The organism is Kribbella caucasensis (assembly GCF_004361855.1).
Lineage (GTDB): Bacteria > Actinomycetota > Actinomycetes > Propionibacteriales > Kribbellaceae > Kribbella > Kribbella caucasensis.
In genome coordinates, this window is record NZ_SNWQ01000008.1 from 197,161 (window position 1) to 220,963 (window position 23,803).

General features: G+C 68.9%; 19 protein-coding genes. 4 read left to right on the top strand and 15 right to left on the bottom strand.

Going from position 1 to position 23,803, the window contains the following annotated elements; genetic code table 11:
• Nucleotides 1–24 precede the first annotated feature (24 nt).
• Genes EV643_RS18405 through eccCa form a run of 3 tightly spaced genes read right to left on the bottom strand, consistent with a single transcriptional unit; the run spans nucleotide 25 to nucleotide 5,490 of the window.
• Nucleotides 25–1,071: a DUF6177 family protein gene (locus EV643_RS18405; protein WP_133801313.1), complete on the bottom strand. Its 1,047-nt coding sequence runs from the start codon at nucleotides 1,069–1,071 to the stop codon at nucleotides 25–27.
• The gene (locus EV643_RS18410; RefSeq protein ID WP_133801314.1) at nucleotides 1,064–1,468 is read right to left on the bottom strand and encodes a hypothetical protein; all 405 of its coding nucleotides are present in this window, start codon (nucleotides 1,466–1,468) and stop codon (nucleotides 1,064–1,066) included. The genes EV643_RS18405 and EV643_RS18410 overlap by 8 nt, the downstream gene beginning before the upstream one ends.
• Entirely contained in the window at nucleotides 1,465–5,490 is a 4,026-nt protein-coding gene (eccCa, locus tag EV643_RS18415; RefSeq protein ID WP_133801315.1) for a type VII secretion protein EccCa, read from the bottom strand. Before eccCa ends, EV643_RS18410 begins: the two co-directional genes overlap by 4 nt.
• A gap of 96 nt (nucleotides 5,491–5,586) precedes the next feature.
• On the opposite strand from eccCa, the gene EV643_RS18420 reads away from it, so the two are divergent.
• Nucleotides 5,587–6,477: a hypothetical protein gene (locus EV643_RS18420; RefSeq protein ID WP_133801316.1), complete on the top strand. Its 891-nt coding sequence runs from the start codon at nucleotides 5,587–5,589 to the stop codon at nucleotides 6,475–6,477.
• Between the two features lie 173 nt (nucleotides 6,478–6,650).
• On the opposite strand, the gene EV643_RS18425 is transcribed toward EV643_RS18420, so the two are convergent.
• The 8 genes from EV643_RS18425 to uvrA all read right to left on the bottom strand — a co-directional run bounded on the left by EV643_RS18425 (nucleotide 6,651) and on the right by uvrA (nucleotide 17,892).
• Nucleotides 6,651–6,956 (bottom strand): hypothetical protein, encoded by a 306-nt coding sequence (locus EV643_RS18425; protein WP_133801317.1) that lies wholly within the window; start codon nucleotides 6,954–6,956, stop codon nucleotides 6,651–6,653.
• 1 nt (nucleotide 6,957) lies between these two features.
• On the bottom strand, nucleotides 6,958–7,485 hold the full coding sequence (locus EV643_RS18430) for a hypothetical protein (RefSeq protein WP_133801318.1): 528 nt from the start codon (nucleotides 7,483–7,485) through the stop codon (nucleotides 6,958–6,960).
• Complete coding sequence (locus tag EV643_RS18435) at nucleotides 7,482–12,932, bottom strand: toxin glutamine deamidase domain-containing protein (RefSeq protein WP_133801319.1); 5,451 nt, start codon at nucleotides 12,930–12,932, stop codon at nucleotides 7,482–7,484. Before EV643_RS18435 ends, EV643_RS18430 begins: the two co-directional genes overlap by 4 nt.
• Before the next feature lie 16 nt (nucleotides 12,933–12,948).
• On the bottom strand, nucleotides 12,949–13,350 hold the full coding sequence (locus tag EV643_RS18440; RefSeq protein ID WP_133801320.1) for a DUF6507 family protein: 402 nt from the start codon (nucleotides 13,348–13,350) through the stop codon (nucleotides 12,949–12,951).
• A gap of 130 nt (nucleotides 13,351–13,480) precedes the next feature.
• Nucleotides 13,481–13,789 carry a hypothetical protein gene (locus EV643_RS18445; protein WP_133801321.1) on the bottom strand — a complete coding sequence of 103 codons (309 nt, stop codon included), beginning with the start codon at nucleotides 13,787–13,789 and terminating at the stop codon, nucleotides 13,481–13,483.
• A 19-nt stretch (nucleotides 13,790–13,808) separates the two neighbouring features.
• Complete coding sequence (locus EV643_RS18450; protein ID WP_133801322.1) at nucleotides 13,809–14,129, bottom strand: hypothetical protein; 321 nt, start codon at nucleotides 14,127–14,129, stop codon at nucleotides 13,809–13,811.
• A 115-nt stretch (nucleotides 14,130–14,244) separates the two neighbouring features.
• A complete protein-coding gene (locus EV643_RS18455; protein WP_133801323.1) occupies nucleotides 14,245–14,571 on the bottom strand; it encodes a hypothetical protein in 327 nt (108 codons plus the stop codon).
• 237 nt (nucleotides 14,572–14,808) lie between these two features.
• Nucleotides 14,809–17,892, bottom strand: a complete 3,084-nt coding sequence (gene uvrA, locus EV643_RS18460; RefSeq protein WP_133801324.1) for an excinuclease ABC subunit UvrA — start codon at nucleotides 17,890–17,892, stop codon at nucleotides 14,809–14,811.
• A 275-nt stretch (nucleotides 17,893–18,167) separates the two neighbouring features.
• On the opposite strand from uvrA, the gene EV643_RS18465 reads away from it, so the two are divergent.
• The gene (locus EV643_RS18465; RefSeq protein WP_133801325.1) at nucleotides 18,168–18,827 is read left to right on the top strand and encodes an MBL fold metallo-hydrolase; all 660 of its coding nucleotides are present in this window, start codon (nucleotides 18,168–18,170) and stop codon (nucleotides 18,825–18,827) included.
• Nucleotides 18,828–18,869: 42 nt separating this feature from the next.
• Here EV643_RS18465 and EV643_RS18470 read toward each other — a convergent pair whose 3' ends face one another.
• Entirely contained in the window at nucleotides 18,870–19,379 is a 510-nt protein-coding gene (locus tag EV643_RS18470) for a cupin domain-containing protein (protein ID WP_133801326.1), read from the bottom strand.
• 112 nt (nucleotides 19,380–19,491) lie between these two features.
• Between EV643_RS18470 and EV643_RS18475 the strand changes: the two genes are divergently transcribed.
• Nucleotides 19,492–20,667 (top strand): LuxR C-terminal-related transcriptional regulator, encoded by a 1,176-nt coding sequence (locus tag EV643_RS18475; RefSeq protein ID WP_202869609.1) that lies wholly within the window; start codon nucleotides 19,492–19,494, stop codon nucleotides 20,665–20,667.
• 109 nt (nucleotides 20,668–20,776) lie between these two features.
• Here the strand turns inward: EV643_RS18475 and EV643_RS18480 are convergent, their stop codons facing one another.
• The gene (locus EV643_RS18480; RefSeq protein ID WP_202869610.1) at nucleotides 20,777–21,412 is read right to left on the bottom strand and encodes a tetratricopeptide repeat protein; all 636 of its coding nucleotides are present in this window, start codon (nucleotides 21,410–21,412) and stop codon (nucleotides 20,777–20,779) included.
• Between the two features lie 94 nt (nucleotides 21,413–21,506).
• On the opposite strand from EV643_RS18480, the gene EV643_RS18485 reads away from it, so the two are divergent.
• Complete coding sequence (locus EV643_RS18485) at nucleotides 21,507–22,052, top strand: GNAT family N-acetyltransferase (protein ID WP_166665485.1); 546 nt, start codon at nucleotides 21,507–21,509, stop codon at nucleotides 22,050–22,052.
• Here the strand turns inward: EV643_RS18485 and EV643_RS18490 are convergent.
• Nucleotides 22,026–22,958 (bottom strand): S1C family serine protease, encoded by a 933-nt coding sequence (locus EV643_RS18490; protein ID WP_133801329.1) that lies wholly within the window; start codon nucleotides 22,956–22,958, stop codon nucleotides 22,026–22,028. The genes EV643_RS18485 and EV643_RS18490 overlap by 27 nt on opposite strands.
• A gap of 34 nt (nucleotides 22,959–22,992) precedes the next feature.
• On the bottom strand, nucleotides 22,993–23,790 hold the full coding sequence (locus tag EV643_RS18495; RefSeq protein ID WP_133801330.1) for a group I intron-associated PD-(D/E)XK endonuclease: 798 nt from the start codon (nucleotides 23,788–23,790) through the stop codon (nucleotides 22,993–22,995).
• Nucleotides 23,791–23,803: the final 13 nt, after the last annotated feature.

Sequence of the window (23,803 nt, forward strand, 5' to 3'; positions counted from 1 at the left end):
TCTGATCGTTGCCTAGAACAAGTACTACGCGGAGACCGGTGCCCCGGGCGGGACGAGCCGGCCGAGGAGAGCACTGTAGATGTTCCAGTCCAGCTGGCTTTTGCCGTCCCCGATCGGGTACCAGACCACCGGCGACGCGGCCGGGCCGATCTTCACCGGGGTGATCTCGGCGATGTCCGTCACGTCCAGCGCCTTGGCCAGTCCCTCGCCCTGCAGCGCGTCGTTGCCGACGGCCATCGCCATCGGGGCCGGTACGCCGACCCAGTGCGGCATCGAGTTCGTATCGGTGCCGTTGCCGCGGCCACCTTGGGCGAAGAACGACACCAGCGTGAAGGCGTCGGCCAGGTTCTCCCCCACTTTCTGGATGTCCGCCGGGGTCGGCAGCCCGTCAGGCGTGGCGACGGCCATCGTGATGACCTCCTCCAGCCCGGCCGGCCGACGGTGAATCTCCACCGAACCGGAAGCGCTCCGGTCGCCCTTGCCACCGGCGACGGACAGCCAGGTCGGCTTCGGCGCGCGGCGGCGGCAGTACGACGTCAGCTGGCCGACGTTCCACGGTTGGGTCACCGGCTCGGCCGTCCCCCACCCGGCCGGCGCGACACCGGTCAGGTCGGTGAACAACTGTTCGGCCGCCTTGCAGACGACGGTCGATTCCAGCGCCTGGTAGCGGACCCGGGCGGTGACCAGCAGCTGCCACGGCAGTTCCAGGTCGACCGCGACGAAGGTCGGGCTCATGTCGACCTTGTCCTGCTCGCCGGCCGCGACCGCCGAGAACATCTCGCCGTCCCACTGCAGCTTGGTGCCACCCAGACCGTCGTACGCGCCCTCGCCGTTCGGCTCGGTCACCACCCAGCGCGACTCCCGTCCGCTGAACAGGGTGGTCCGGACGGCGAACGTCAGCCGGGTGCTCGCCGGGGTAACCAGCTGGACGCCGAGATCCCTGGCCTCGGCCGCGGCCAGGGCGTCCACCAGCCAGGCGGACATCCCGACCACCGGCCGGTCCTGCATGATCACCACGACCTTGTCCGTCAGGAGGTCGATCGCGGGGCTGAGCTCGACCGGGTTAGGCATCGTTGCCTCCAGCACCATTCGAAGGAGTTGGTGGGTTGAACGGTGGTGGCTTGGGCTTCCAGACCTGACCGCCGAGCCGGTCGACCAGGGTCTCGGCGTACCGGTCGGCGAGCTCCGGCCCGCCGTCCTGCGGGGCCGCGCGGACCTCCATCCACCAGACCGGCGTCTCCACCTCGCCCACCTCGGGGCCGAGCAGCCGCTGCACCTCGCCGGGCACCTGGATCAGGATCGGCGCCTCCAGCGAGGCCAGCGGTTGACCCTGCGGATCGCACAGCTGCAGCACGGCGCCGTCGGACACGTCCCGCACCAGCCAGTCCGGTCCGGCGGCCAGCATGCCGGCCAGCACGTCCTCGTACGACGGCCGTCCGTCGATCAGCGCCACCACGTCGTAGCTCACTTGTCTCCGCCTTCTCCCTCGTCGGTGGACGTGGTCCCGTCCGCCAGTGCGGTCTGGATCAGCGACGGCCGTTCACCGCGGCGGACGAACAGCCCGCGGCCGGCCGGGAAGTTCCCCGGTGTCGCGCCGGTGAACAGCGCGCCCTCGCTCTTGTCGCCCGACAGCACCAGACCGGCCGTACCGGTCTCCATCACGGTGGTCAGGAACGGTTCGTACAGGGCCCGGCCGGCCCCACTGGCCCGGCGGGCGACGATGAAGTGCAGGCTGATGTCCCGCCCGGACGCGATGTACGGCAGGAACGGGTCCATCGGGGCCTGGCCGCCGGTGGTCAGCAGATCGTAGTCGTCGGCGACCACGACCACCTTCGGCCCGGCGACCGGTGGCGGCGCCGCGTCGTTCAGGTCGTCCGGCAGCCGCTTCTCCAGCTCGCTCGAGACGCCGGTGGCCAGCCCGGCGCCCACCCGGCCGCTGGTCGCGTAGCCGCCGAGGTACGCATCCGGCACGAACCCGCGCAGGCCGCGCCGCGGGTCCATCACCGCGAACACCACCTGGTCGGAGCTGTACCGGTCGATCAGTTGCTGCATGACCAGCTTCAGCAGGTTGGTCTTGCCGGACGCGGTGTCGCCGAAGATGACCAGATTCCCGTCCCGCTCGAACAGGTCGAGCAGGACCGGCGCCATCGCGGTCTCGTCCAGGCCGATCGGGACGGTGACCGGCTCGGCCTGCGGGTTCGGCAGGCTCTTGCGCTCCAGCCGGTACGGCAGCATCCGGACCTTCGGCGCGGTCGGACCCTGCCAGGCGGAACCGAGCGCCAGCGCCTGGCCCTGCATCGCGTCGCTCAGGTCGTCGTCCTGCAGCAGGCTGTCCACCCGCGGCAGAGCGAGCTGCGCGAACAGCTTGTTCCGCGGGGTGAGCACCCGGCCCGGGCCGGCGTTGCGCATCGTGTCCTGCAGCCGGCGGTCGATGTTCGAGTCGGCCGGGTCGTTCAGCCGCAGCTCGAGCATCGTGCCGAACAACGCCTGGGTGGCCATCCGGACGTCGCTCCAGCGCAGCATCGTGGTGACCACGTGGACGCCGTACGAGCTGCCGCGCTGGATCAGGTCGGCCATCGTCTCTTCGATGTCGTCGAAGCTGGTCTTGATCGCGCCGTAGTTGTCCAGCACCAGCACCACGTCCGCGACCGGCAACTCCGGCACCTGACCGCTCGCGTGCATCGCGCGCAGCCGTTCCATCGTGTCGATCCCGCGGTCCCGGAACACGATCTCGCGCTGGTCCAGCATGCCGCGGATCTCTTCGAGCGTGCGGCGGATCTTCTCCCGGTCGGTCCGGATCGCGACGCCGCCCACATGCGGCAGGTCGGCCAACGGGGCCAGACCGCCACCGGCGAGGTCGATCGCGTAGATCGCGACCTCCTGCGGCGTGTAGCTGTGCGCCAGCGACGTGACCACAGTCCGGATGAAGGTGGTCTTGCCCGACGCCGGTCCACCGATCAGCGCGCAGTGCCCACCGGCGTGGGTGAGGTCGAGCCGGAACACGCTCTGCGCCTGCTTGCGCGGGTCGTCGATGACACCGATCGCGGGTGCCATCGGCGGGCTCTGTACGACGTACTGCAGGCCGCGCCGTGCACTGATGTCGACCGGGCCACCGACCTGGTCTAGCGTGACCATCTTCGGCAGCGGCGGCAACCACACCTGCGGGACCGGGGTCGCGGACGGCTTGACCTGGTCGACGAACACGCCGAGCACGGTCGGGCCGGTGGTCCGCTCGGTCGAGTCGTCCTTGTCCTCGTCCTTCTCGTCCTCGGCCGCGAGTGTTTCCAGATCCGGCTGCTGGTACGGCGTGACGAGGTACGGGCGGACCGCGGGACCGTCCTTGGCCTCTTCCTCTTCGGGGATCACGCGGCCCTTGTACGGACCGGACACGTAGGCCGCGCGGAACCGTTGGTACACGCTGGTGTCGACCTTGAGGTACCCGAAACCGGGCAGCGGCGGCAGGTGGAACGCGTCGTCGGTGTCCAGGACGGTCCGGCTCTCCTCCTCGGAGAACGTGCGCAGACCCAGCCGGTACGACAGGTAGGTCTCCAGACCGCGCAGCTTGCCACCCTCGACCCGCTGGCTCGCGAGCAGCAGGTGGACACCGATGGACCGGCCGATCCGGCCGATCGACAGGAACAGGTCGATGAAGTCCGGCCGCGCGGTGAGCAGCTCGCCGAACTCGTCGATCAGCACGAACAGGTGCGGGTACGGCGGCATCTCCGGCCGCTGCCGGCGGAGCAGCCGGTAGTCGGTGATGTTGGCGACGTTCCCGGCGTCCTTCAGCATCTGCTGCCGGCGCTGCACCTCGCCCGCGAGGCTCGCGTACGCGCGCTCGGTCAGGCTCGGATCGTCGACCAGGTTGGTGATGATGCCGGCCACGTGCGGTACGCCGTCGAACGGCGCGAACGTGGCGCCACCCTTGTAGTCGATCAACACCATCGCCAGATCCTCCGGCGAGTGCGTCGCGAGGAGGCCCATCACCAGAGTTCGAAGTACTTCGGACTTACCGGAACCGGTCGCGCCGATACACAGGCCGTGCGGTCCCATACCGAGCTGGGCGGACTCCTTCAGGTCCAGCACGACCGGCTGACCCTGGCTGTCCAGCCCCAGCGGGACCCGCAGGAACGCCCGCTCGTGCCGGGGCATCCACATCGTCTTCAGGTCGACCTGGCCCGGGTCCTCCATCCCCAGCAGGCTCATGAAGTCGACGGTCTTCAGCGAGGCGTCCTCTTCCAGCGACTCCTCGGACAGCCGCAACGGCGCCAGCGACCGAGCCAATCCCTCGGCCGTCGCCAGCGGAGTGTCGTCCAGCCGGCCCTGCGCGGTCATGTAGCCACCGCCGCGCAGGTCCTCGACCAGGACCTCGCCCTCCTGCACGGTGATCCGGATGGCGACGTTGCTCGGCTCCTGCATCCGGTCCGAGACCAGGTGCAGCACGGTGACACCGAGATCACCGATGCTCAGTGTCGGGTCCGCTGTCGCAACCTCGGTCGCCACCGAACCGTACGTGTCGTGCAGGACGAGCAGACGCTGGATCATCCGACGCTGGTCCGATCCCAACGAACCGCGCTTGGCCTCACTGGCCAGCGTCGCCCGGGACGCGAGGTCCTCGTGGATCAGCTCGGCCAACTCCGCGGGCTTCGCCGCGATCCGCCGGAACGGATGCGGCCCCTCGCGCCGATCCGGGTCCACCGAGTGCGGCAACCAGCCGACCCACTGCCACTGGGGCAGGGCCGACGGCGGGAACGCGGCGGCGACCTCCAGATCCTCCGGCGCGTGGAACACGGCCGCCTGCAGCATCAACGCCCGCGCGATCCGTACGACGCCCTCCCGGTCGCCGACAATGCTGACGTTGCCCGCGAGATCCAGCGGGATCGTCAGCGGCATGTCCGGCATCAACGCGAACCGGCGGGCCAGCGCCTCCGCCTCGGCCATCATGAACGGGTCCGGCGGGTCCATCATCGAGCCGGACGACGCGAGCGTGGCCGGAACAACGGGCATCCGGCCGGTCGCACACCGGACCAGCAGGAAGTCGGGATCACTGCGCCGCCGCTCCCACAACCGGGACGGGTCGCGAACGCAGTCGACCAGCGCGTCGGCCGGCGGGTTCAGGGCGAGCGCCTGCTTGCGCGTCTGGCGCTCCATCTTGCCGAACTCCTCGCGCAACCGCTCGAGGTAGTCGAGGTACCGGTTGCGCTGGTCCTTGCTCTCCTTGCCGGCCCGGCCGCGCTGGGTGAACGCCATCCCGAAGGTGCCGACCAACGTGAGAAAGAGCACGCCGACACCGATCACCGCAGACGTCCCGGTCCGCATCGTGCTCATCATGCCGACCGAGCCGAGCACGCCGACGGCCGGCATCAACGCCTGCATCGCGTTACCGCCGGCCTTGCCACGAGCGCCGGGCGGCGGGGTCTCGATCACCCGCGGCTGCCCGGTGTCGATACTCCGGGTGCTCCGCGCCGGGCGGTGCACGAGTCGTGTCGACACTATCTCTCCTCTGCTGAGCCGACCGGCCCCTCGACTCTGATGAACGCATCGGATGGCATGCTGCACAGGACTCTAGTGGAGGGGTAGTTCATTTCGATGACCGATACACAGTTCGACGGCACGCAGGTTCTCGACCTGGTCGCCGACCTGTTGCCAGTCCTGTTACCGGACGCCGAGCTCGATCCGGCGGGTCCGATCGTCAAGCTGTACTGGAGCCGCGGCGGTCTCACCTCGAGCGCCGAGGTCGGTCTGATCGAGCTCGTCGATCGATGCCGGGAGCAACCGAACCACCTCTGGCCGCGCACCGTCGACGACTGGCTCCGCGCCGTCGTGGCCGAGATCGGCATCGCCACCGACGAGCACCTGTACGGCGATGTGGTGGTGCGGCAGCGTGCGACCCTCAGGCCACAGGGCTGGTCCACCGGACAGGACAGCCTGCTTGCCGGACTCGCCGTACCGTTCGGCCGGTACTTCGAGATCGTGTTCGGCCTGCAGAGCGGGGCCGACTGGCACCGGCTCACCCAGGTCCGCCGGGTGATGCACGGACTCCACCTGCCAGGCCGGCCATCAGGGCTCGAGCTGACCCTGGAAGGCCTTGCGGACTTGACGTTCCAGCCCATCGAGGGTGCTCCTTGGTCGGTGTTGAGTCGGTCTGGTGACGCTACGGTCGGGATGGCCCTGGTCGATCACGAACGGATCATGCCGACGGCGGGCAAGGGGCGCGGCACGCTGCTCGCAGTACCGTCGACCGATCTTTTCGCCATCTGTCCGGTGGATCGCCGGGAGGACATGCAGGCCCGGGCGGATTCGTTCGCGCGGTGGGTTGCGAAGACGCACGCCGACGCCGATGACCCTTGTTCCACTGGGGTCTACTGGCTCGTCGGCGATCTGCTCGCGGAGCTCTCGGTCGATCTGGACCACTCCCCTGCCGTCACCTTGCCCAAAGCGCTGCGATCGTCGGCCTGGCGGCGCTGGCGGAAGTCTTGACTGCCTTGGCCCTAACCGCCTCGGCCTTGACCGCCGCCCTACGCGCCCCGGCCTGAACCGCCGCGCCATCGGCTAGTCCGGCCGGCCGCCGGGCCTGTCCGCGTCCGCGCACCGTCGGACGGGGTCGCCCCCGGTCGCTCGGCTTGGACTCCGGCTTCGGCGCCGCGGGCTCTTCAACCCTGTGCTTCCGGCGTGGTCAGCCCATCGCGTTGCGCACGCGCCTTCTCGGCCGCCGACTCCTCATCGTCCCGCGTGTACGAGAACGGCTGGACGACGCCGTCGCCGACCATGTACAGCTGATTGGTGAACCCACCCGGCGAGGAGAAGATCAGGAACTCCTCGTACGACCCGACCTGCCAGTCGTCGTACGACTCCGCCGTCGTCCGCAACTGCGGATCGTCGCCGACCTTGTCGTTCATCCAGTCGGCCAGCCTCTGCCGCGCCTGCGCGAGCACCGCTTGATCGATCTCGTCCGCCATCTCAGCTCTCCTCGTCCAACGCGTTCAGCATCGCCTCGTCGATCGGCAACGGCTGCGACGCCGCCCGCTCGGCCGGCGACTTGATCGGGACCGATCCGTACCCCAGTTCGACAAACCCGTTGCCCACCATGAAGCCGCCGCCCCGTTCGAGCAGCAGCAACAACGGCTCGTACGGATCGTCGAGCTCCGGGAACCGCTGCCGGGGCAACTCACCCAGGGCAGCCCAGTGCAGGGCCGCCTCGGATGCGCGCTGCACCGACGCCCACGCCGGGTCGAGCCCGGCGCCGGCGATGAAGGTGTCGACCAGTGCGCTGTCGGCCCTGACGGTCTGGTCGATCGCGGCGGGCAGATCGTTGAACGGCCAGCCCTGCAAGGCCCCGAGCGCCTGCGCCCACTGCGCGGACCGCCGCAGGAACTCGTACGACAGCCTGCTCCGGGACCGCTGATGACGGTACGCCCCGTCATCGTCGTCCCACTTCACTACGGCCAGTCGCTCCAGTACGCGCTCGGCCGCGCCTTGGTCAGTCACAGACCCAGTCCCTCTCTCGCAGCCCGGACGACGTCGTCCAGGTTGGACAGGTCCGGGGCGATGCCACCTTCGGGCTTCGTCAGTCCGATCCTGTCCCAGTGTCGCAGGATGTCGATATCGGCCGTCCGCATCGAGAGCGGTGCGACAGTGTGTGCACCGATGTGCGCCTTGTCGAACCTGGCCATCCCGTTCTCGTCGAACGCATCGGGGTGCTTCTGCAGGTACGGCAGGCCCGCCTCCATCAGCTTGGCCTCGACGTACTCGTGCGCGATCAGCCCGCGGATCTGGTTCGTCTCCTCGGGTGACAGCCGCTCGCCGCGGGCCACCTTCTCCCACAGGGGTCCGAGGCCGTCGAGGGGGCTGAAGTGGCCGTGGGTCGACTGGTTCGGGCCGGTGGCGACGTCGTGCTGGCGGAGGAACAGGTTCGCCTTCGCCTCCGCCACCACATCGGCCGGGAAGCCGGTGTTGTCGGCCATCGCCTGTACGTCGTCGGCCTCCCGGATCCGGCGGTACTGCGCCTTGTCCGCCTCCGAAGCCGGCGCAACGAACTCATCCCGAGTCTCCGGCGCAGACCCGAATCCATCACCTGGCGGGTACCCCGGGTCCCCGTGCCCATCGGGCCCCTGCTGGAAGTCGAGCCGAGGATCCCGCGGCGCATCCGGATTCAGCGCATTCTCAATCCGGTTCGGATCTCGCGGTGCCGGCGGACCGTCCGGGTGTAGCGCGTTGTCGATCCGGTTCGGATCACGCGGTGCGCTGGGCGCCGGCGGGCCGTCGGGGTGCAACGCGTTCTCGATCCGGTTCGGATCGTGCGGCGCACGCGTTGCCGGCGGACCATCCGGATGCAACGCGTTCTCGATCCGATTCGGATCGCGCGGAGTCGGCGAACCGTCGGGGTTGAGACGGTCGTCGATCGTGTTGCGGTCCCCCGGCCGGTCCTGCATGAAGTCCTCGCGAGGATCACGCGGACTGTCGGGGTGAGTATCCGCCCGGTCATGCATGAAGACCTCCCGCGGGTCGCGGGGCCGCTCCGGTTCGAGCCGGTCGCTGATTCGGTTGGGATCACGCGGTGCATGCGGGCCGTCCGGGTGTAGCGCGTTGTCGATCCGGTTCGGATCACGCGGTGCCGGCGGGCCGTCGGGGTTGAGCCGATCGTCGATCGTGTTGCGGTCCCCGGGGCGGTCCTGCATGAAGTCCTCGCGCGGGTCGCGGGGACGCTCCGGGTCGAGCCGATCCGCGATCCGGTTCGGATGGCGCGGCAGCGGCGGACCATCCGGATGCAACGCGTTCTCGATCCGGTTCGGGTCGTGGGGCGCTGGTGGGCCGTCGGGGTGCAGGCGTGCGTCGATCTCACCGGGCTCCGGGCTGCGAGGCTCCTGGTGCGTGCTGTCCGCGGGACGCGTGGCAGACGGCTGCTCCGGCTGGTGGTGAGCCTGCGGCTGGGCGCGCTCGTGTGCCGACGGTTGGTGCGGTTGAGCCGGCGGTGTCTGCGGCTCGTGAGGCTGCGGATGCGTCGGCGTCGTCTGCGGCTGGGTCGGATGCGCCGCAGGCTGCTGCGGATGCGGCTGTGCCGGGTACTCCGGCGAATGCGGATGGGCAGGCTGCTGCGGAGCCTGCGGCTGCTGCGGGTACTCAGGCGCGTGCGGCTGCTGCGGATACTGCGGCGCATTCGGCTGGTGCGGCTGCGCCGGGTACTGCGGCTGGGCAGGTTGCTGCGGGTGCTGCGGGCCGTTCGGGTAGTGCGGTTGTTGCGGCTGAGCCGGGTGCTGCGGGTACTGAGGCGCATTCGGGTGCTGCGGTTGCGCCGGGTACTGCGGATGTTGCGGCGCATTCGGGTGCTGCGGGTACTCGGGCGCGTGCTGCTGCGGTACCTGCGGCTGCTGGGGGTGCTGCGGCGCATTCGGGTATTGCGGTTGCGCCGGGTACTGCGGCTGCTGCGGATGTTGCGGCGCATTCGGGTGCTGCGGCTGCGCCGGGTACTGGGGCTGCTGCGGGTGTGGTTGCGCAGGCTGCTGCGGGTGGGCAGGTTGCTGCGGCGTGTGCGGCTGCTGGGGGTACTGCGGCGCGTTCGGCTGGTGCGGTTGCGCCGGGTACTGGGGCTGCTGGGGGTGGGCTTGTACTGGTTGTTGTGGGTACTGGGGCGTGTGATGCGGTGTGGTGGGATTCTGCGGGCCGAACGGCGCGTGCGGAGGCATGGGGGGTGCGTTCGGGGGCAGGGGGTGGGTCTGTGGGGGCGGCGGGGTGAAGGTGCCGTCGGGGGTGTACGGCGCGGGGCCCGAGGTGTCGCTCTTCGGGAGCGGGTTCGGGGTGAACTCGCTCTTGTCGCCGACCTTCTCGACCTTCATGCTCGGCGCGGCCGGCGACTCCCACTCGCCACCCGGGCGGCGCGTCATCACCTGGAGCTCGCTGAAGTTCCCCTTGTACGGCGGCGGGAACCCACCGATGTCGCCGGTCTGCATGTCGGCCCAGCGGACCACGCCGTCCTTGTCGACGAACGCGTTGAACCAGTGACCGCTGGTCGGTGAATTGGGGTTGTTCGAGGCCCACCGGCCACCGATGATCGCGACGGTACCGGGCGGCTGGCCCTCCAGGCTGGCCCGGATCTGGTCGTACGCCCCGGCCGTGTACTCGCCCGCGTTCTTCGCGTTCGGGACGTTGATCTGGTCCGGGCGGACACCGGTGTACTCGTGCATCTCGTGCAGTTCACCGGGTCTTGGCCGCGTGACGCCGTTCTGGTCGGTCCAGGTGCGCATGTCGCCGTTGGCGATCCGCGGCGGCACGCCCTGCAGGTTGTCGGCGAACGCACGGGAGTTGTCGCCACAGTTGTTCGTGGCGGCGGGGTGACCTGTGCCGTAGTGCGGGTTGCCGTGGCGGACCCAGTCGTCGACGTTCCCCAGTGGGTCGTTGCCGACCCGGTTCGTCATCTCCTGCGTGTACGTGCCGTTGGGGTCGCCGTTGTTGTACCGCTGCGGCTCCACGTCGTGCCGTTGCTGACCCTTCGCACCGACCGGCGGGCCGGGCGGCTGGCTCGGCTGCTGCGGCTGGTTCTGCTGCTGGTGCGGCGCGTTCGGCTGGTTCGGGTGCGGCTGGTTCGGTGCGTGCGGGGGCTGCGGCGGGGTGTTCGGCTGATGCGGGGTGTTCGGCTGATGCGGCGTCGTCCCGTGTGGGGTGCCGGGCCCGCCCGTGTGCCCGGGACCGCCAGTGTGGCCGCCGATGTGCGGGCTGACGGGGGCAACAACCGGCGGGGTGTCGGCGGCACGGGTCGGCGCGTCCGGGGTCCGCGTCATCGAGTCCGGCCCGTCTGTACGCGGCGTGTCGGTCCGCGGAGTGTCCGTGCGCGGAGTGTGGGTGCCGTCCGGGGTGCGCGGGGCATCCGGGGTACGTGGGGCGTCCGGCGTACGCGGCATGTCCGGCGTACGTGGGCTGTCGGGCGTGTGCGTGCTCGACGGCGTCTGTGTACCGGAGGACTCCGGGTTGAGGCGTTCCTGGATGCGGCTCGGGCCCTGGGTGGGCGGGCCGTCCGGGTGCAGGCGCTGCTCGATGTGACTCGGCTGGTTCGAGTTGGACGAGTCGTGGTGACCCGCCGGTGTCGTCTGCGAGTCCGCATGCGTCGACGGCGAGTCCGTATGAGTCCCGCTCGGCGAATCGGCATGCGACGTGTTCGGGGAATCCGTGTTCGAGCTGCCCGGGCCGTCCGCGTGAGACGTCGTCGGCGAATCTGTGTGCGAACCACTCGAACTGTCCGAGTGCGACGCCCTCGACGAAGAACTGTCGCCGGAACTGGAGGACGACGAGCTATCGCTGGAACTGGACCTGGACGACGAACTGTCCCCGGAGCTCGAACTCGACGACGGGCCGTCGCTAGAGCTCGAGCTGGACGACGAACCGTCCCCGGAACTGGAACTCGACGACGAGCTGTCCCCGGAGCTCGAACTCGACGACGGGCCGTCGTTGGAGCTCGAACTGGAGGAGCTATCGCTGGAGCTGGACGACGAGCTGTCGCCGGAGTTGGACGACGAGCTGTCGATGGAACTGGAGTTGGACGAGCTATCCCCAGAACTCGAACTCGACGACGAGCTGTCACCCGAGTCGAACGACGGTGAGTCGCTTGAACCCGAACTCGAACTCGAACCCGAGTTATGCGAACCAACCGACACCGGTGCGTCGGCGGTCGACACGTTCGGGGCGTCGACACCGCCGACGTTCGGCAGGCCGCCCTTCGATGTCGGGATGTCCAGACCGCTGAACTTCGCCAATCCACCGATCACCGGCGTGTTGCCGACCTTGATGACCAGGTCGCTCACCTTCGGCAGCTTGAGCGCGGTGTTGATCGCCAGCTGACCCGGTCGCAGCTTGCCGGCCACGTTGACCGCCATCTCGGCGCCCCGGGCAGCCTTCGCCGCCATCCCGCCGTACTTGCCGCCGATCGCGGCAGCGCGCACCGCGCCACCGGCACCACCGGTACCGACGGTCGTGATCACGTTGAAGCCGACCTGGCCGAGCGCGCGACCCGGGTCCTCGCCCCACATGTCCCACGCGACCATGCCCTTCAGCACGGTCAGACCGACGTTGTCCAAGTACGCCGCTGTCTCGGGGAAGAACGCGTGCATCAACCCGGCCGCACCGGGGATCGTCCACATCGCGGCCGACGCCATCGTCAGGCCGAGGCCCTTCCACGCGGTACCGCAGTCCGACCAGCCCTTCAGCTCGTAGCCGAAGATGCTGTTCACGCCGAGCGACTTGAGCAGCGGCTGGATCGGGATCAGCGTGGTCAGCGCGTCCAGGGTGCCGAGCAGACCGTCGACGAAGATGCCCTTCAGGACACCGCCGACGAAGTCCACCGCGTCCTCGTACCAGGGCGCGTCGTACTCCAGCGGCTTACCCCACGGCGGGTCCTTCTCCTCGTCCTGGGGTTCCGGTTCCGGGTCGCCGTCGCGATGTCCGCTCTTCTCGTCCCACTTGCGGCCGCCGTACAGGGCAGCGATCTTGTTCGCGCACCGCGACTCGGCCTCGCTGATGGCCTGCATCGAGTCCGTGATGTCCTTGTGGAGCTGGTTCTCCTCGTTGACCCAGTCCTCGTTGTCGTCGATCTCGTCCTCAGGCGTGTCGCCGACCTTGCGGATGAAGGCCTCGGCCCGGCCCTTCACACCGTTCAGCTTGCTGACGTTGCCCTGCACCTCATCGATGAAGCTGTGCAGCGCGCTGGCCACCTTGGGCAACTCGCGGCCGAACAGCTCGCCCTCGCCCTTGACCGGCAGCATCGCGTCCACCAGCCGGCCCTTCTCCGGGCCGTCTGTGTAGTGCGCGGTCATGCCGTTGCGGAAGGTGCGTTCCAGGTTCTGCGCGATCGTCACGATCTCGCCGCCGACCGCGGACAGGTCGGTCGCGGCAGTGCGGACCTTCTCCAGGTTGCCGAGGAATTTCGGGACGCCTTCGGGCTTGATCATCTGCGGTTCCCCCGATTCAGACCGCGTTGCGCGGCGGCTTCGGCGCCGAAGCAGCTGCGGCGGCGGCGCTGCGGATCGCCTGGCGTGGGCTGACCCCGTCGGTGCGCTGGATGGCGCGCTGGGCGATCAGCGCCATCTCCTCATGGCCGTTCGCCAGCGCGGTGAGGGCGTTCGCGGTGCCCTGGAGAACGTCGCCGGTGTGCTTGACCATGCCCGGCAGCGATTCCTTCCACTTGTCCACGAACTCGCTGATCGCGACACCGATCGGGCCGCCCTTGCCACTCATCGACGCCTGCTCGCCCGCCGTCACCAGCGAGTTGCTGAGCTTCGTGCCGATGGCTTCGAACCCACCGGCCTCGGTCTGGAGCCCTTTCAGGCTCTCCATCGCCGCCGCAGCCTCGACAGTCCAGTTGACCATTGATCTACCTCTCGCCGCCCCCGAGCAGGGCTCGAACGTCTACCCGATGCATCACGCCGCCGCCGCGGCACAGGTCACGACCAGCACGCGATCCGCATGCCGGCCGCCCCTACCTCGTCGTACCGGTCGGTCAGGTGTTGCCGATGTCCTGGACGGCCTTCGAGGCCGCCTGGAAAGCCGTGTCCGCGGCGCCGTCGAACTGGGCCAGCGTGTCGGACAGCGACTTGATGATCGTCTGCACCTCGGTCGCCGCCGCGTTGAACTTCTCCTCGACCGCGCCGTAGTCGTCCATCACCTTGGTCATCGTGGCGTCGCCGCGCATCGCCTTCACGTTGGACTTGTGCTGGCTGATCAGCGTTTCGATCTGGCTGGACAGGCTCTTGATCGCCGCCTGCGTCTCGCCGCTTGCACCGCTGTCGTAGCTGTTGCGTCCCGACATCTGAAGTCTTCTCCCCGTCTCAGCGCTTGTTGAACTTGGCGCCGTCGAAGTTCGCCGCGCCCTCGGCCTTCTTGGCGGCCTGCGCCATGTCGCTCTCACCGGTCCGGGTGGCGGCGTCCATGCCCTGCTGGCCTTTTGCGATCGCGGCGAGGCCGGCGTTCAGGTCCGCGGCGATCCCGTCGACGCGACCCTTGAAGCTCTGGAACGCCTGGTACCCGCCGCCCTGGATCTTGCCCTCCAGCGGCTGCGCGGCCGCGGCCAGGCGCTTGACCAGACCACCCAGGTCCTGCGTGCCCGTGCCGGTCTTCTTGGCCAGGGTGCTCAGGGTGTCCTTACCCATGTCCCAACGCTGTCCACTCACAGCTGGTATCCCTCCGAGTTGTCGGTGGCGGCTGACGTCCCCACCATAGACGTGGCCGGGGTCGGCCCATTTCCTGAAGCTGGCAACGGATTCGTCAGGATCGCGGCGGCGTCGGTGGCACGACCGGTGTCGACGGTACGCCGCTGCTCGGCCCCGAACTCACCGGCGCCGTAGGGCTCGCCGACGTACCGGGGCTCGGGGCAACGGGTCCGTTCTCCTTGCCCCGTGAGTCCTGGATGAACGAGTAGCCGACGCATCCCGCGCAGACCACCGCCGCGACGGCAGCACTCGCGAACAACTTCGTGACGCCCTCGTCCAGAGTGTTGCGCGATCGCGCCGAACCGAACAACCAGGCTTCCCGCAGTCGCCGGCGCCGTACTGCCACCGATTCGATCAGCTGGCTGTCGTACTGCCGCGACACATCTACCCCTTCGGTCCGACACCTTCGGTCCTGCCTAATCTAAACGTATCCGGGTTCTCCCCGCGTGGAACCCGCCCGTACTCAGTCCCTACTACTCTTCCAGCGCGGCGGGGTCGTCGGACAACCATTGCACCAGGATCGAAAGGTACGCGCGCGATTCCCTGCCGTAGCAGGTTTTGATCGTCAAACACCCGGTGGTTGGTTGCCGAAGTCAACCAACCACCGGGTGACGCCTGGTCAGCCGGCGGCGCGCTTCGCGGCAACCTTCTTGGCCGGGGCCTTCTTCGCGACCGTCTTCTTCGCGACTGCGTCCTTCGCGACTGCGTTCTTCGCGACCGTGTTGTTGGCCGCCGTCTTCTGCGCCACGGTCTTCTTGGCGGCGACCTTCTTCGCGGCGCCGGCGCCGGCCGAGGTCGCAGTACGGGCTGCGGGCTTCTTCGCCGCGGCCGCCTGCTTCTTCGCACTCGGCTTGGCGGCGCGGCCGGCCAGGATCTCGGTGAGGAACTGGCCGGTGTAGGACGCCGAGTTCTGCGCGACCTCTTCCGGGGTACCCTCCGCGACCAGCGTGCCGCCGCCGCGACCGCCCTCGGGGCCGAGGTCGATGATCCAGTCCGCGGTCTTGATCACATCGAGGTTGTGCTCGATCACCAGCACCGAGTTGCCCTTGTCCACCAGGCCGCCGAGCACGCCCAGCAACTTGCGGATGTCCTCGAAGTGCAGACCGGTGGTCGGCTCGTCCAGCACGTAGACCGTCCGCCCGGTGGACCGTTTCTGCAGCTCGGACGCCAGCTTCACCCGCTGCGCCTCACCACCGGACAGGGTCGGCGCCGGCTGACCGAGCCGGACATACCCGAGGCCGACCTCGACGAGCGTCTTCAGGTGCCGGGAGATCGCCGGGATCGCGGCGAAAAACTCGGAGGCCTCCTCGATCGGCATGTCCAGGATGTCGGCGACCGTCTTGGCCTTGTAGTGCACCTCGAGCGTCTCCCGGTTGTACCGCGCGCCGTGGCAAACCTCACACGGCACGTAGACGTCCGGCAGGAAGTTCATCTCGATCTTCAGCGTGCCGTCACCGGAGCAGGCCTCACACCGGCCGCCCTTGACGTTGAACGAGAACCGGCCCTGCTGATAGCCCCGGACCTTCGCCTCCGGCGTCTCCGCGAACAGCTTGCGGACGTGATCCCAGACACCCGTGTACGTCGCGGGGTTGGACCGCGGCGTTCGGCCGATCGGCGACTGGTCGACGTGGATCACCTTGTCCACCAGCTCCAGGCCGGAGATCTTGGTGTGCCGCCCCGGCACCGCGCGGGCGCCGTAGATCTGCCGGGCCAGCGACGTGTAGAGGATGTCGTTGACCAGCGTCGACTTGCCCGAACCGGACACGCCCGTGACCGCGACGAACACGCCCAGCGGGACCGTCACGTCGATGTCCTGCAGGTTGTGCTCGCGAGCGCCGTACACAGTCAGCTCGCGCCCCTCGGTCAGCGGTCGCCGGACCGGCGGGATCGGGATCTCGCGACGGCCGGAGATGTAGGCACCGGTGATCGAGTCCGGGTGGTTGCGCAGATCCTCGACGGTGCCGGAGACGACGATCTGACCGCCGTGCTCACCGGCGCCCGGGCCGATGTCGACCACCCAGTCGGCGTGGTCGATGGTGTCCTCGTCGTGCTCGACCACGATCAGCGTGTTGCCCAGCTCCTTGAGCCGGACCAGGGTCTCGATCAGCCGCCGGTTGTCCCGCTGGTGCAGCCCGATCGACGGCTCGTCCAGCACGTACAGCACGCCGACCAGGCCGGAGCCGATCTGCGTCGCCAGCCGGATCCGCTGCGCCTCGCCACCGGACAGCGACCCGGCCGGCCGGTTCAGCGCGAGGTAGTCGAGGCCGACATCGAGCAGGAACCGGAGCCGCTCGCCGATCTCCTTCACCACCCGCTCGGCGATCTGCTTCTCCCGCGCCGTCAGGTCCATCCCGGCGAGGAAGCTGTGCACCTCGTCGATCGACATCGCGCTGATCTCGGCGATGTTCTTGCCGCCCAGGGTGACCGCGAGCGAGATCGGCTTCAGCCGGGCCCCGTTGCAGGCCAGGCAGGGCACCTCGCGCATGTACTCCTCGAACCGCTCCCGGCTCGTGTCGCTCGACGCCTCCCCATGCCGGCGCTCGACATACGGGATGACGCCTTCGAAGGTGGTGTAGTACGACCTTTCCCGGCCGTAGCGGTTCTTGTACGAGACGTGGACCTGGCGGTCGTGGCCGGTCAGCAGCGCCTTCTTCGCCTTCGCGGGCAGCTCGCCGAACGGCGTACTGGTCTTGATCTTCAGGTCCTTGGCCAGCGCCGTCAGCAGCCGCTCGAAGTACTGCGAGACGTTCTGCCCGGACCAAGGCTGGATCGCGCCTTCGTCGAGCGACTTCGACGGGTCGGGCACGAGCAGCTCGGGGTCGACCTCCATCCGGGTGCCGAGACCGGTGCAGACCGGGCAGGCGCCGTACGGCGAGTTGAACGAGAACGACCGGGGCTCCAGTTCGTCGATCTGCAGGGGGTGATCGTTCGGGCAGGCGAGCTTCTCGGAGAACCGGCGCTCGCGGTGCGCGTCGTCCTCCGGCAGGTCGACGAAGTCCAGCGTGAGGATGCCGCCGGCCAAGCCGAGCGCGGTCTCGATCGAGTCGGTCAGCCGCTGCTTGGCCGAGGCCTTCACCGCGAGCCGGTCGACCACCACGTCGATGGTGTGCTTCTTCTGCTTGTCCAGCTTCGGCGGCTCGGTCAGCTGGACGGTCTCGCCGTCCACCCGGGCCCGGGAGAACCCCTGACCGGTCAGCTGGCGGAAGAGGTCGACGTACTCCCCCTTGCGGCCGCGGACCACCGGCGCGAGCACCTGGAACCGGGTGCCCTCGGCCAGCTCCAGCACCCGGTCGACGATCTGCTGCGGAGTCTGCTTGGCGATCGGCTCGCCGCACTCCGGGCAGTGCGGCCGGCCGGCCCGGGCGAACAGCAACCGGAGGTAGTCGTACACCTCGGTGATCGTGCCGACGGTGGAGCGCGGGTTCTTCGAGGTGGACTTCTGGTCGATCGAGACGGCCGGCGACAGGCCCTCGATGAAGTCCACGTCCGGTTTGTCCATCTGGCCGAGGAACTGGCGCGCATACGCCGACAGCGACTCGACGTAGCGGCGCTGACCCTCGGCGAAGATCGTGTCGAAGGCCAGGCTGGACTTGCCCGACCCGGACAGGCCGGTGAAGACGATCATGGCGTCCCGCGGCAGCTCGACCGAGACGTCCTTCAGGTTGTGCTCACGCGCTCCGCGCACGATCAGACGGTCAGACACAAGCTCACTCTCAGCCGTTCTCGAGGGTTCACGGGGCGGATCGAAGGCCCGTCCCCCGCGGGGCAACGGACTCCCGGAGGCGCTCCAGGGACATCGCCGGTCATGCTAACGAGGCCCACCGACAAAATCTTCCGCGCCGGATCCGGCGACCTCTTTCGAAAGCATATTCGATCGTCCCGGCAAATCCCGCATCCGGTCCACAGGTGAGTCCCGGCCACGTTCGATAGCCTCGACCCGAGGAGATTCCTGGGGTTCGAGGCGGGTCGGGAGCAGGCATGACGGAGTACCACGGCAACGTCCACGTCGGTGGGCCGGTGCAGACGCACGAGTTGCCTCAGCTGATGATCACCAAGGTCGCGGTCGGGCCGATGGACAACAACGCGTACCTGCTGCGCTGCCGGCAGACCGACGAGCAGGTCCTGATCGACGCCGCGAACGAGGCGGGCACGCTGCTCAGGGTGATCGGGTCGGGCGGTCTGGCCCGCGTGATCACCACCCACCGGCACGGCGACCACTGGCAGGCACTCGCCGAGGTCGTCGAGCGGACCGGCGCCACCACGGTCGCCGGCCGGTACGACGCCGAGGGCATCGACGTACCGACCGACGAACTCCTCGACGACGGCGACCGCATCGGAGTCGGCCAGAGCACGCTGGAGGTGATCCACCTGGTCGGCCACACTCCCGGCTCGATCGCCCTCCTGTACGACGACCCGAAGGGCCCGCCGCATCTGTTCACCGGCGACTCCCTGTTCCCCGGCGGTGTCGGCAACACCCGTGGCAACGCCGAGAACTTCACCTCACTGATCAACGACGTCGAGGCCAAGCTGTTCGCCCGCCTCCCCGACGAGACCTGGGTCTACCCCGGCCACGGCGCCGACACCACCCTCGGCAAGGAGCGCCCCAGCCTCCCCGAATGGCGCGCCCGCGGCTGGTAGAGCGGCTCAGCGCCCTCAAAACACCAGCCGCCCGGCGAGTGCTCAGAAGATCAACTGGTGACGCTCGGCGATCGGCATCGTCTTCTCGAAGTCGACCTCGCAGCCCCACCCGGCCACCAGCGCCGGGAGCGTCTCGGGGTCGTACTCGCCGCCGGGCTCCGCGAGCTTCCGGAACAGTTCCTCGATGCCACCGGGCGAGATCATCTCGAGCAGGCGCAGCGGTTCGTCGCCGGCGTTCCAGAACGTGTGCCACTGCCCACGTGGCTTGAAGACCAGCGTGCCGGCCTCCGCGAAGACCTCCTCGTCGCCGAGCAGCGCCCCCAGCCGGCCCTCGAGAACGAAGCTGTACTGGTCCTCGCGCGTGTGCAGGTGCAGTGGAGCGGCCAGCACGTGCGGCGCGATGGTGTGCTCGACCAGCGAGAAACTGCCGCCGGAGTCCGCCCGGTTGATCAGGTACCGGTCAAACCGGGTGCCCTGCATGTCCTTGGTGATCTCGCCTTCACCCGGGCCTATCACTCGTACCCCGGTCGTCGCCTGAGACTGCGCGTTCATGGCCGCTCCCCCTCGGTTGGTTGGTGAGACCGACGCTACGAGCGCGACCGTCCCGTGCCCATTCCAGAAATGTGGTATCCGCGGATCCGCCGTACCGTCGTACCGTGGTGAGGTGGGCGGGAACGCGAAGGAGCGGGCGCGCGACAAGATCGCGGCGCTGACCCGGCACGGGCTGGACCTGGTGACGTTGTGGCAGGAGTCGTCCGAGGCGCTCGCCGACGCGGTCCCGTACTACCAGGCGCCCTGCTGGTACACGCTGGATCCCGCATCGCTCCTGGTCACCAGCCACTTCAACAAAGGCATGCCGCAGCTCCCGCCCGAATGGCTCGCGGAGGAGTACTACGGCGACGACGTGAACAAGCTCGCCGACATCGCCCGCTCCGGACCAGGTGTCTCGACCCTGCACGAAGCCACGGGTGGAGACCCGACGACCAGTCCGCGCTGGCACCAGAACATGGAGCTCGGCGGCGACCAGGAGCTGATCGCCTGTCTGCGGACCAAGAGCGGTGAGGTCTGGGGTGCACTCGGCCTGTACCGCGAACCGGGGCAGCCGATGTTCGACGACGAGGACCGGGACTTCCTCCGCGCGGTGACGCCGGTTCTAGCCGAGGGCGCGCGGAGATCGTTGCTGCTCGGTGAGGCGACCGACCCGGAGGGTGCCGACGGCCCCGGCCTGGTCGTGGTCACGTCTCGTTGGGAGATCGAATCAGCGACGCCGGGTGTCGAACGATGGCTGTCCGAGCTGCCGGACGGCGACTGGGCGGCCGGCCGGTTGCCGTCATCGGTGCTCGCGGTCGCCGGTCGGGCCCTGCGCACCGCGACCTATCCGGACGAACCGGGCGAGGTTGCCGTATCCCGCGTTCTCTCCCGCTCGGGCCGCTGGGTCGTGCTGCACGGGACTTCGCTGGTCTCGTCGACGTCGCGCCGGGTCGCTGTCATCGTCGAGCCCGCGCATCCCGGCCGCATCGCTCCCCTGCTGATGGCGGCCTACGGGCTGACCGATCGCGAGCAGGAGGTCACCCGGCACGTGCTCCAGGGAGATTCGACCACCGACATCGCCGAACACCTCTTCGTCTCGGCACACACGGTCCAGCAGCACCTGAAGAGCGTCTTCGACAAGACCGGGGTCCGGAGCCGCCGGGACCTGGTCGGCAAGATCTTCTTCGCCCACTACGAACCCCGGGTCCGGGACAACGAGCACCGCGCGGGGGCCGGGCAGCCGCTCCGCGGCGGACCCCTTGTTCACGATCCGCTCGGCGAGCACGTCGCACCACCCGGTCGTCGCTGACCCCGCGACCCCCGACCCACTAGCCGGGACCCCACGACCCCGCGGTTCAGAGCCCCGACCGAGCCTCGGTGACGCCGGGCGCCGCGTTGTACCTGCTCCGCGCGGCCGCTCAGAGCCCCGACCGAGCCTCGGTGACTTGGTCGAGGACCTTCCGGGCGCCGCAGCTCCCGGCGAGCGCGGCCGCTTCGTCGGCGAGGGCGCGGGCGTCGTCGACGCGGCCTTGAGCCGACGCGATGTAGGTGAGGCCGACGAGGTTCGCGGCGACGCCGGGCAGAAGGTTCAGCTCGCGGCGGAGGCGGGTCGACTCCTCCAGCAGAGCACGCGCCTCGTCGAGGTGGCCGGCCTTGTGCTCGGCGATGCCGAGGTGCCGGAGCGCGTACGAGAGGGTCAGATTGTCGCCGGTCTTCGTCGCCAGCACCCGCGACAAGGTCAGCGCCTCGACCGCAGCGTCGTTGTCGTTGCGGATGACCTGGTGGAAGCACCCGATCCAGAAGAACGCCTCACCCTGACCACGCTCGTCGCCCACAGAGCGGTAGAGCTCGAGCGCACGCTCGAACAGCGCCAGCTCCCTCGGATCCTCCCCGCGAGTGGCCATCGACTGCCCGTGCAGAACCTTGCCCCGAGCAAGCATGAGCTCGGCCTCGGCGGCGTCCAGCTCCCGATCCGCCTGCGCCAGCCCACCCTCGTAACCGACAAAGATCGCCCGCTCGTACAACTCGCCCGCCAGCCGAACCCGCTCGTCCACGCCACTCCCCCTCGTCGGAACCCGCTCGATCCTAGTGCTCCCCGACTACCAAAACCTCCGACGCGAGGCACCGTCGCGCCGTAGGCTCGGCCGGGTGAGTGGATTCGCGGACTATCGGCCTGAGCTGTCCCGGCAGCAACCAGACGAGGCGATCTCGATCCGGGCGGCGGTCATTGACGATCTCGAGGTCTGCGCGCGGCTGATCGTCTCGCGCGCCGGCGGCTCGGTGGAAGAGCGCCGGGAACGACTGCTCGTCGATCTCGCCGACCCGAACCGGTACGTCGCCGTCGCGTGCTCCGGTAACGAGGTGATCGGCTACGGCGGCGTGATCCACCACGAGCAGACACCACCTCACACCGCACCGACCGGGTACTACCTGATCGGCCTGATCGTCGACCCCCGCCTGCGCCGGCACGGCATCGGCGAACTACTGACCCTCGACCGGATGCGCTGGACCGCCGAGCGCTCCGACTCCGTCTGGTACTTCGCCAACCTCGCGAACGGCGCGATCCTCGATCTGCACGCGCGCCTGGGATTCGTGGAGGTGACGCGCGACTTCACCTTCCCGCGGGCGCCACTCAAACCCGGATCCGGCGTATTGATGCGCGCTCCGCTACCGGTCCGTGAGCTCCGCGGGTAGTGCGACCACATCGACGAGGGCGCCGTTGCGGATGGCGGTGATTTCGGTCCGACGGCCGATGGCGTCTTCGAAGAGTTGGCGCTGGAGTGATTGCGCGTCGCGGAGTGGGCTGCCGTCGACGGCCAGGACCAGGTCGCCCTTGCGGAGGCCGGCTTCCGCGGCTGGGCTGTTGGTGATGACTTCGACGACGCGGAGGGCGGTGCGTTGGTCGAAGCGTTCGGCGAGTTGGGGGCGGAGGGGCGCGGGGGTGGTGACCAGGCCGAGGTAGGCGCGGCGGACCCGGCCGTCGTGCAGGAGCGAGTAGATGATGCGGCGGGTGGTCGGGTTCATCGGTACGGCGAGGCCGAGGCCGACGCCCGCGACCGCGGTGTTGATGCCGATCACGCGACCGTTGCCGTCGGCAAGCGCGCCGCCGGAGTTGCCGGGGTTCAGCGCCGCGTCGGTCTGGATCACGTCCTCGATGATCCGGTTCGCCGAGCCGCTCCGGACCGGCAAGGATCGACCGAGGGCGCTGACCACACCGGCCGTCACGCTGCCGGCCAGGCCGAGTGGGTTGCCCACAGCAACGACCAGGTTGCCTACCTTCAGATGATCCGCATCCCCGTACTCCGGTGGGTCGGGGATCTCCCGATCGGCGCGCAGTACGGCCAGGTCGGAGAGCCGGTCGACGCCGATCACCTGAGCATGGGCGCTGGTCCCGTCGGCGAACTCCGCGCTCGCCTCGTCCCCGTCGCCGACGACATGTGCGTTGGTCAGCAGATGCCCGTCCCCGGTCAGCACCACGGCCGACCCGGACGAGTCCCCACCCCGGCTCCGCACCCGCAGACTCGCCACCCGCGGGATCAACATCTCCGCCACTCCCGAGACCACCCGGGAGTACGCATCCAGCACATCGTCCTCAGCCATCACGCCGCCTCCTGATTACATCATTACAGCGACTTCAAGCTGTGTCTCCGCCTGCGGCCAGCAGACTCGATGCATCACCAACCCGGTACGGCGCGTAGGTCTCGGCATAGATGCGCACCCGCCCACCCAGGACAGAGCTGGGCATGAGGTAGATGCTGCCGTCACCGAGGACGATGAAGAACAGATCGATGTCGTCCGGGTCGTATGGCATCTTGCCTGCGGACTTGTCCAGCACGTACGGCCGCCGCCCGATCTCGACCGACCAGTGGCCCTTGCTGTCCTGGCGGGCGCAGCTCTTCACCTGTACGCGCTGAATGCCCTTTGCGGTCGTCACCAGCAGGTCGTACACCTGCGGCTCCACTGGCAGTGCAACCGCGCAGCCACGCATCGCGAACCACGCCATCGCCAGCGCAGGCGCCGCAGTTCGCAGCATCTCCGGCTGCGCCGGCTCGCTGAACACGTCACTTGCACTCGACGGAAGATCCGTCGTCCTCAGGTGGGTGCAATCCAGGCCGAGCCGGACAGCGTGGCCCTTCATCCGAACTCGGTTCTGAGGGATGTCTGCGACACCGAGTCCGGCCAGGACGTCAGCCCAACAGGTTGCTCTGAGCATCACCGCCCGCAACTGCGGATCGGACCACTGACGCTGCCCAGTGAAGTGCGACGTGTTCAGTTCGAGACGGGTGGTATGCCGTTGGAGCGACCTGATCGTGCCTGCGGATGTCCCTTTCAATCCGACGGCACGGGCAACCGCACGCCACGACTTGTTGTCCGCCACCGCCTGGCGCAGTTGGTCGTCGGTCCAGGTTCGCGTGTCCCCAGATGTACTCATGGTGACAAACATA

Bases quoted from the DNA above. Each gene is read 5' to 3' on its own strand.
- EV643_RS18405 (WP_133801313.1), bottom strand. From the start codon at position 1,071: ATGCCTAACCCGGTCGAGCTCAGCCCCGCGATCGACCTCCTGACGGAC.
- EV643_RS18465 (WP_133801325.1), top strand. From the start codon at position 18,168: ATGACGGAGTACCACGGCAACGTCCACGTCGGTGGGCCGGTGCAGACG.
- EV643_RS18495 (WP_133801330.1), bottom strand. From the start codon at position 23,790: ATGAGTACATCTGGGGACACGCGAACCTGGACCGACGACCAACTGCGC.
- EV643_RS18435 (WP_133801319.1), bottom strand. From the start codon at position 12,932: ATGATCAAGCCCGAAGGCGTCCCGAAATTCCTCGGCAACCTGGAGAAG.
- EV643_RS18445 (WP_133801321.1), bottom strand. From the start codon at position 13,789: ATGTCGGGACGCAACAGCTACGACAGCGGTGCAAGCGGCGAGACGCAG.
- EV643_RS18490 (WP_133801329.1), bottom strand. From the start codon at position 22,958: ATGGCTGAGGACGATGTGCTGGATGCGTACTCCCGGGTGGTCTCGGGA.
- EV643_RS18440 (WP_133801320.1), bottom strand. From the start codon at position 13,350: ATGGTCAACTGGACTGTCGAGGCTGCGGCGGCGATGGAGAGCCTGAAA.
- EV643_RS18420 (WP_133801316.1), top strand. From the start codon at position 5,587: ATGACCGATACACAGTTCGACGGCACGCAGGTTCTCGACCTGGTCGCC.
- EV643_RS18470 (WP_133801326.1), bottom strand. From the start codon at position 19,379: ATGAACGCGCAGTCTCAGGCGACGACCGGGGTACGAGTGATAGGCCCG.
- EV643_RS18425 (WP_133801317.1), bottom strand. From the start codon at position 6,956: ATGGCGGACGAGATCGATCAAGCGGTGCTCGCGCAGGCGCGGCAGAGG.
- EV643_RS18450 (WP_133801322.1), bottom strand. From the start codon at position 14,129: ATGGGTAAGGACACCCTGAGCACCCTGGCCAAGAAGACCGGCACGGGC.